The following is a 7,777-nucleotide window of genomic DNA, read 5'->3' as shown; positions in this document are numbered from 1 at the left end:
GCTGGAAGTTCGTGCTGGGCGCTCCTGCGCTTGTCCTGCTGGGCATCTATTCCGTGTGGGGTGTCGTTTCGTTCTTCGATCCCAAGACCACGACAAAAGATCAGGCCGCCGAGCGCGACCAAGCAACCCCCTCAAGAGCCAAAGAGCTATCCTCCGCAGAGGGCGTGAAGTCGGGCAGAGTGGGTCCCTCTGGCACCGATGGTCAGCCGATCCAGAGCCAAACACCGGTTCGGCAAACTCCCATGATGTCGACCGAATGGAGACTTTCCGGCTTTGTATCGTTCGGAGAGCGCCGTGTTGTGCTGATCATCAACAATGCCGGTCGGGTTCGTGCCGTGTCGCCGTCGATGTTTAGTTTCTCCGACGGTCGGCCGGTCACTGGAACGATAGACGGGCAGACTGTGACAGAGTGGACAGGCAGTCTCGCCTCTGCCACCTCGCAGCCACCCCTAATTTCCATGGGGGAGGTGACACCATGAGAAGGACAGGGACAATCCTAGGCCTTGTCCTAGGTCTACTGGTGGTGTTGCCAGTGCGGGCGGCTGATGAAACTCCGGTTCTGCTTTACGCGCAGGACATTCCGGCGTCTGAACTTGTCGGCCTCCTTTACCGGGAGATTTTTCGAAAGCCGTTCGTCACGTCACCAGCCGTGCAGGCTAATCGGTCGTTGGTGTCTGTACACATCAGTGGAACGCAGGCGGGTGCGATCAATCAGGCTAACGACTATTTGGCCGCTCTCGGTTTCAAGATCATTTCCGGCAAGGGCGTCGATCGTGTGGAGCTTCCCGGTCCAGCTCCTGCCCCTCCGATCGACAGCTTTCCAATGTTCTACACCCCGAAGTGGCGTGATCCTGCTGAACTGGTGGCCTTGCTCAAGCCTTTGTTCCCGGAAGCGAGGTTTGGAGGAACTGGTGCGGCTGTGACCTATGCCGATGGGACAAGCGCGGAAAGCGTCGTTTCGGATAAGTTGGTTGTCCATGCCGCGAAAAAGTCGCTTGCCGAGATCGAGGAGCTTTTGCCGCGGCTGGATACGCCTGTTTCTGACCTGGCTGTCAAAGCGGCGGTCTTTGAGGTCGGAACCAATGTCGATGACGGCTCCGCCTTCCAGCTTGCCGTTGGCCTGCTCAAGAGCCAGGTCAGCGTAGGGACCGGCGCGGCCTACACCTCGACGGGCCTTGGTCTCGCTGATCCCAATGTCCTTGGCTCCTTTCTCGCCTTCAAATCATCTTCGGTCGAAGCCATCGTTTCAGCGCTCTCGACGGACAGCCGTTTCAATCTGGTGACCGCTCCTGCTGTTCGTGCTCGATCCGGCGCGTCTACCTCCTTCACAGTCGGCCAGTCGGTCCCTGTTCTTGGATCCGTGAGCTATCCAGAGGGAGGAGGATCGACGCCCGTTCAATCTGTCGAATACCGGGATGCCGGTGTCATTTTCACGGTTCGGCCAGTGGTCCAAGACAAGGTCATCACCATGCTTCTCAGCCAAGAGATTTCGGACTTCGTGCAGACGACGACAGGCGTAAACAGCACTCCGACACTGACCCGCCGCAAACTGGACACGACACTTTCCCTTCAAGATGGCGATGTGGTCATGCTCGGAGGTTTGACGAAGACGAAAGACAGCCACGCGAAGGAAGGCTTTTCCTTCCTTCCGGACCTGCTCAAATCGAACACGAAAACGAGCTCGAGGACGGATTTGCTTCTCGTCCTTCAGGTGCAGAAATTGCAGCCGGGGGCTGTTTCCCTCAATTTTGACCGTACACGCGAGTTTCCGGCTCTTCCCGACGCGAAGCCTAGGAGCAGGAAGGAAATCGAGCGTGCGGCCCGCAATGGGGAGATAAATGGCCTTTTCTGACAAAGCGAGCGGCCACGGGGACGGACCCACTGGACCGCCCGGCAGTGGCCGCGAGGGTGGGTTTTGCATGACATATAACCATGCAAAACATGTCTCAATTTTTTACACCCCCTCTCAGTCTCAAGCCCTAAAAACATCCGTACGGAATTTAGTTGTTGCATCCGTACGGATCATAGGTTTACCGTCTGTACGGAATTTGATTCGGGGACACGATGTCTAAACGCGCTACGCCTATCGAGAATTACATTGCTGAAGGCGAAGTTCTCACCCCGAAACAGCGCTACGAGAAGCGTCGCAGAGAAGGCGGTTTTGTTCGACGTGCGTACTACGTCCACAAGGATGACGAGGCGGCATTAGCCGCCTTTGCGAAGGAACTTGAGGACAAGAGGAAGAGCGACAGTGATTGATATGATCTACGGCACTGTCCCCTTTGACTGGGATATCCCAGTCACTGGCGGTGCGCTCGTCCACTACAGGGCTGATGGCACGGTTGAGTGGGGCACCGATAAAACCCTGTCTCTTCGTGGTTCGCATGATTCACGAGTTTTCGTGCGGACTGTCGAGCGTGGAAAGTTGGAGTTTAAGGGCAATCCTGCCAAGTTCCTGCAAGGACATAATCTGTTCGGATCGAACGACCTTAAGGGCGTTCTGATCGATATGCTGATCGATGTTTGCGAGGCAATCGAGCTTGCGCCGTCTGCTGAGAACCTGCTGGCATGGCGTCGGGGTGAGATAGAGCTTTCTCGCGTTGACGTGACCGAGATGTTTGAGCTTCCGACGTTCTCCGATGTTGGCGCATGGATACAGGCGGCAGGGAAGACGGCGTCTGTCAAATGGCGCGGTCGCGGTCACTATCAGGACGGCACGCTTTATTTCGGCAAGGTAGCGACCGGAAAGCGTGCTTCGCCGTGGCAAATGAAGCTCTATCACAAGGGAGAGGAAATCCGGGTACACAAGCTGCCGAAAGACATTGAGAAGCGTGAAGACCTCGAAAATTGGGCTTCGAATAAGCTCCGTATTGAGGTAACATTGCGGACACAGGAATTGAAACGCTTAGGCCTCCACAACGTTTCCGCATGGACGGTGGACAGAGCCGAGAAGGTTTTTGAAGCGTACCTGTCGAAGGTGAATTTCGGAGAGTTGGCAATGGTCGATGTTCAGACAGAGGAAGATTTGAAGCCGAAGCTTCGCGCTGTTTACGCCCTCTGGAAGACCGGCTGTGATATGCGCAAGCTCTATTCGCGCCCGACGTTCTACCGTTACCGCCAAGAAATCATGGAAGTCACCGGGGCTGATATCGGGACGCTTTGCGTCAAGGATAATATCGTTTCGCTTCGTAGGGCGCTGGAAGCGCGTCCAGCTGGTGTCCCTGAGTGGGCTGGTGATCTCTATTACAAGCCTCGGTCTCACCTCAGCGTGGTAGCGTGAGAAAGCCGCCCTCGGGCGGCTTTATTGCTTCTGGAAGTCGGGTATGCGCCCGATGTTTCTCAGATGGTCTATTATCTCGTGGTAGAGGTGGTCACGAGGTCCGTACCGATCGCAGATTTTTACTATCGGTTCCTGTACCTGTTCTCGCAGCGGTTCTGGCAGGTCTGCGTCACCTATGAACCAGTAATCGTCGTCTGCCATTGCTAGAGGATTGCAGCCGATAGCAACCAAATCCTCGATAAAAGCTGGTATCTCGTCTTTCGTCATCTCTGCTCCTTTGCTGGCCACCTGGAGCATATGGTGAAGCATTAGGATCAGGCTATTGTAGGATTCACAGGGTCAGCCCGTGATTTTCTTCCACCATGGGCGTGTTGCGAGGTCTTTCCAGTCGTCTCGGTCGCGCTCGGCGGCTTGAGCGCGTGATGCCTCTGTGTCTGCTCGCCTGCGCTCTGCCTCTACGAGGTCCGACATTCCTTTAAGCTCCGCCTCTAACCTTGCGATTTTGATGTCTTTTTCGTAGTCGTCTGTCCTAGGGACATCCGTAGGCATGTCCGTGGCATTGTCCGTAGGTTCGTCGTCTTTGAAACCATCGAGAGGAACGTTGATCCTCATATTGCCGTCGTTGCCCATGGTGCGCTTCCACCGTTTGCGGCGGACGAGCTTTCTGGCACTATCGAGCTTAATGTTGAGCCGCTTCGCTATCTCTTGATAGGTCATCTGCATTTCGCGCATGGTCTCGTCCTTGGGAATGTCCTAGGGATTGTCCTTCTGTGCGGACGATATTTCAAATTTAATAGTCTGTACAGAAAGCAATTTTCGCCATTTTGGCTAGGACACTTTTGCGTCCTACTCGTTAATTCGACAGTAGCCGGAATCCAGTGCTTTCGATCTTTCTGTTCGTGCCGAAAACGTCGGTACGGATGAAAGGAAAGCCAATGCTGGCATATGTAGAAATCACAAGCGACGAGATCGATTTTCGTGAGGGGCGCAATGACAATGGATATTGGTCGGTGCGCCGACAGAAGGCGTTTATGCATCAGGGCGAGCCTTACCCGACGCCCTTTGAAGTCACTCTTGAGGAAAAACAGCAGCCGTATAATCCGGGCAAGTACGTGCTGGCTGGCGGGTCTTTTCGTCTCGGAAAGTACGGCCTCGAACTCGGTCGTAACGTTAAGCTGCTCCCGGTCTCCGACGCGCTCGCCAAACTCGGTGATCTCAATCGCTCTCCTGCTCGGTCTGCTGCGGCGGCTTAGTGATGGATTCGACGCCGCAATATATCGTTGTTTGCAGCGCGGACGGCCCTTCTAGCCTTACGCCTGCCGTGAGTTGCGGCGCTCTTGAGGGGGTGCCGTACTCGGGTCAGATCGCCCAGGGGCATCTTCTCACTTCGGAACAATACCAAACCTTCTTGGACCTATCGGCTCCGTTCAATCCGGCGGAGGCGGGGCAGTTTTTTGCCTACGGGTTTGGTGTTGTGGTCGGCTGCTGGGTGTTCGCCTACGTGGTCGGTCTGGTCCTGCATGCGGTCAAGGAATTTGGCCACTAACCCCTAATTGGAAGGAAAAATGAACATGAAGAAGCTGCTTGCCGCGTCCGCTTTGGTCGCCTTTTCCGCTGGTGCTGTTTTCGCTCAGGAAGCAACCGGGCCGGACTTCTCTACTCTGACGTCGAGCATCGATTATTCGACCGTCATCACGGCAATCATGCAGGTGGCGGCGGGCATCATCACGGTTCTGCTGGCTATTAGCGGGGCGAAGTTCGTCCTCGGCATGATCCGTCGCGCCTAACCGGGATAGGGCCGGGGGCGTTCGTAGCGTTCCCGGCTTCTCTCATGATGATCGTTCAACTTTGGTATTTGGCGTTCTTCGTCCTAGGGACAGTGGCAGGATATGCCACGATCTCGGGCTTTTCGAGCGCGCTTTCGAGGTGACAATATGAAGCGTTCTCTTCTGCTGGCCTCTGCTCTGTCTGGCGCCCTGATCTTTACCGCTCAGGGCGCTTTTGCGTTTGAACCGACGTACAACACGAAGGTTCCTGACCTCCTCGGAAAGCTGCTTGAAAGCAGGGGTGCGCAGCAGACGGCGGTGGAGGGAACAAAGCGTGCCGTGGCTGGTGTTGTAACGGCTGAGGGCGCTGCTTTGGGGCAGACCGTTGGCCGGTTTGCTTGGCTTTCTGTCGCGGCTCGCGCGCGGTGGGTAGGGGTGACAGTTGGTGCAATCGCGTTGACGGCTGATCTTGCGTACAGATGGTTTACGGAAGACGGCGGAGAAACTGTTTCGGAACTCATGAAAGTTGAAGAGACAGTTATAAACGACAATACAAACAGTATCGCTAATATTATGGCTCAAAGGCCTAATATAGCTGGTGTCGCTGGGTACAAGAGTACAAATTTTACATGCAATATGGTTGAAAAAGCGAAGTGCGCGGCTTCTGAGGCTATGCTGCGTGCGAATGAGCTTTATCAGCAGCGTGTCGTTAATACTGCCTATTCCAACGTTAAAGCAAAGCTGCTCACTCTTAACTGCTCAAGTACAAATTGGACTGAGAACAGGTGCAGTGGAAACATAACGTTCGAATTAACTTCTGCTTCTACAGGCGCAGTTGCGACCGCTAACGCCTACATATCAAGTTATACAGAGTTTCTTGTTTATAGTGATGCAGATGGCACTCAGGCACCTGAGCTTGTCCCGAACTGCATGAGCGGTTCGACCTCGTCTTATCCTGAATGGTGCGGCAAAGAGAAGCCGCTGGAGCTTCCTGATACTGTTGCGTATCCGCTTGTCGAGAAGCCTCAAATGATCCCGGACGCTCAAGCTGAAAAGAATGTCGAGCCGGGTCTGCTTACAGATCACGTCAATGATCTGTGGGAGCGGGCGGCGCAGATGGCCGACTATCAGGGCGTTCCGTATGTCGATACGGATCGGATGACGCAGGCAGAGTTGACGCAGTTGCTCAACACCTATCCGGCTCTGTCGCCTACGCTCGGTGATCTTGCTGGGCCGGTTGGCGACCCTACAACCGGCACTATTCCATGGGCACCTACGGTGACTGATCCGGGAACTGGGACTGATCCCGGTACAGACCCCGGCACAGACCCGGGGACAGACCCAGGTACAGACCCCGGAACCGATCCGGGCACTAGCACCGGAATTGACATGACGCACCCGACCGTCACGACTCCGGAATTGCCGACGATCCCGACGATTGATCAGATCATCGATCCTGTTTTCGACACGTTCCACATTCCGACTGTGAGCTTCTCGACAACTGGAACGTGCCCAACGTTCGAATTCAGCTATGCCGATGAGACCTTTGTTGCCAACGGTCATTGCACGTTGATCGACAACATCAGGCCTGTGCTGCAGGCGATGATGATGGCCCTCTATTCGGGGCTTGTTCTTTTGATTGTGCTCTCAGCCTAGCGGCAAATTTCAACGGTAGGCCTGAGACAAACGCGCTCCCCCATAGCGCCGTAGAGCAGTCTCAGGCCGGATTATCTGCACGGACGGTGCTACTAGCTTTTGGAGGTCCCTATGTGGTCCCTAATGTTGTCGTTGCTCTTCTACGCCCTCAATTGGGTGGTTCGGGCGGTGATGTTCAAGGCGGTGCTCTATATCGCGTTGTGGTATTTCACGACTGAGGCTTGCCAATACCTCCTGACCAAGATCGAGTTTGGCGGTGAAGGGTTCCAAGGCGCGCTTTCCAACGTCAATCAGTACGTCGTCTATTTCCTTGTAGCCCTTAAGCTCGATGCTGGGTTGCCGATGATCATTTCCGCGATGATGACGCGCTTTGCCATCCGTCGCCTGCCTATCATCGGGTGATCCATGGCGATTTCGGTTTATACGGGGGTCATGGGGTCGGGAAAGACCTATGAGGTTGTTGGGTATGTCATCGCGCCTGCTCTCGCTGCTGGGCGTCGTGTTGTCACCAATATCGCCGGCTTCAATTACGATGAGGCCTACGATTTCTGTATTGAGAAGCTGAAAGCCAAACCGGGCCATGTTGGGGAAATCGTTGTCGTCGAGGATGACGACGTGCAGCGCCCTTCCTTCTTTCCGTCTGATGACAATTCGAACTCTATCGTTCGCCCAGGTGATCTGGTCGTTATCGATGAGTGCTGGCGTTTCTGGGGGGCGGATGGTGCGATCTCCGAATCCTCTATGGAATTCTTCCGCAAGCATCGGCATTTAACGCACCCTGACACGGGCGTTGCCTGTGATCTTGTGTTGATCACACAGGCCGTCAGTGACCTTCACCGTAAGCTCAAGAACGTTGTTGAACTGTCGTTCCGCGCCAAAAAGGCGAAAAGCCTCGGACTGAACAGCATCTACGTTGTCGAGATGTGGGAGGGGACCAACCAGCGCCGTAAGTCAGCGTCTGCACAGACAAGGCGTTACGATCCGGCGATTTTCCCCCTCTACAAGTCGTATTCCGGGGCCACAGACGCGGCAGGAAAAGAGGTCGCTGTTGATAAGCGTCACAACGTTCTGAAAA

12 protein-coding genes are annotated in these 7,777 nt (G+C 54.9%); 10 read left to right on the top strand and 2 right to left on the bottom strand.

Features of this window, described 5'->3' with window-relative positions; genetic code table 11:
• The 4 genes from ACVTFQ_RS33920 to ACVTFQ_RS33905 all read left to right on the top strand — a co-directional run.
• Window positions 1–479, top strand: a 479-nt coding sequence (locus tag ACVTFQ_RS33920) for a hypothetical protein (protein ID WP_470424658.1), incomplete at its 5' end; no start/stop codon positions are given.
• The gene (locus ACVTFQ_RS33915; protein ID WP_283159222.1) at window positions 476–1,852 is read left to right on the top strand and encodes a type II secretion system protein GspD; all 1,377 of its coding nucleotides are present in this window, start codon (window positions 476–478) and stop codon (window positions 1,850–1,852) included. The genes ACVTFQ_RS33920 and ACVTFQ_RS33915, both read left to right, overlap by 4 nt.
• Window positions 1,853–2,064: 212 nt before the next feature.
• Window positions 2,065–2,259, top strand: a complete 195-nt coding sequence (locus ACVTFQ_RS33910; protein WP_209236948.1) for a hypothetical protein — start codon at window positions 2,065–2,067, stop codon at window positions 2,257–2,259.
• Between the two features lies 1 nt (window position 2,260).
• Window positions 2,261–3,280 (top strand): phage/plasmid replication protein, II/X family, encoded by a 1,020-nt coding sequence (locus tag ACVTFQ_RS33905; RefSeq protein ID WP_247750550.1) that lies wholly within the window; start codon window positions 2,261–2,263, stop codon window positions 3,278–3,280.
• Between the two features lie 21 nt (window positions 3,281–3,301).
• Here ACVTFQ_RS33905 and ACVTFQ_RS33900 read toward each other — a convergent pair whose 3' ends face one another.
• Window positions 3,302–3,547, bottom strand: a complete 246-nt coding sequence (locus ACVTFQ_RS33900; RefSeq protein WP_209236939.1) for a hypothetical protein — start codon at window positions 3,545–3,547, stop codon at window positions 3,302–3,304.
• A gap of 72 nt (window positions 3,548–3,619) precedes the next feature.
• Window positions 3,620–4,012, bottom strand: a complete 393-nt coding sequence (locus tag ACVTFQ_RS33895) for a hypothetical protein (protein ID WP_209236940.1) — start codon at window positions 4,010–4,012, stop codon at window positions 3,620–3,622.
• A gap of 203 nt (window positions 4,013–4,215) precedes the next feature.
• Between ACVTFQ_RS33895 and ACVTFQ_RS33890 the strand changes: the two genes are divergently transcribed.
• The 6 genes from ACVTFQ_RS33890 to ACVTFQ_RS33865 all read left to right on the top strand — a co-directional run.
• Window positions 4,216–4,533, top strand: a complete 318-nt coding sequence (locus tag ACVTFQ_RS33890; protein ID WP_209236941.1) for a single-stranded DNA-binding protein — start codon at window positions 4,216–4,218, stop codon at window positions 4,531–4,533.
• Window positions 4,534–4,535: 2 nt separating this feature from the next.
• Complete coding sequence (locus ACVTFQ_RS33885; protein WP_209236942.1) at window positions 4,536–4,826, top strand: hypothetical protein; 291 nt, start codon at window positions 4,536–4,538, stop codon at window positions 4,824–4,826.
• 25 nt (window positions 4,827–4,851) lie between these two features.
• Window positions 4,852–5,067, top strand: coding sequence for a major capsid protein (locus ACVTFQ_RS33880; RefSeq protein WP_269825455.1), 216 nt, complete (start codon window positions 4,852–4,854; stop codon window positions 5,065–5,067).
• A 147-nt stretch (window positions 5,068–5,214) separates the two neighbouring features.
• Complete coding sequence (locus tag ACVTFQ_RS33875) at window positions 5,215–6,702, top strand: hypothetical protein (RefSeq protein WP_209236944.1); 1,488 nt, start codon at window positions 5,215–5,217, stop codon at window positions 6,700–6,702.
• Between the two features lie 111 nt (window positions 6,703–6,813).
• Window positions 6,814–7,104, top strand: coding sequence for a DUF2523 family protein (locus tag ACVTFQ_RS33870; protein WP_209236945.1), 291 nt, complete (start codon window positions 6,814–6,816; stop codon window positions 7,102–7,104).
• A 3-nt stretch (window positions 7,105–7,107) separates the two neighbouring features.
• The coding region (locus ACVTFQ_RS33865) for a zonular occludens toxin domain-containing protein (protein WP_470424657.1) at window positions 7,108–7,777 on the top strand (670 nt) is incomplete at its 3' end.

The sequence above is a fragment of the Rhizobium sp. O111 genome, from assembly GCF_055616315.1.
This window is presented reverse-complemented; position numbering and strand designations above follow the sequence as displayed.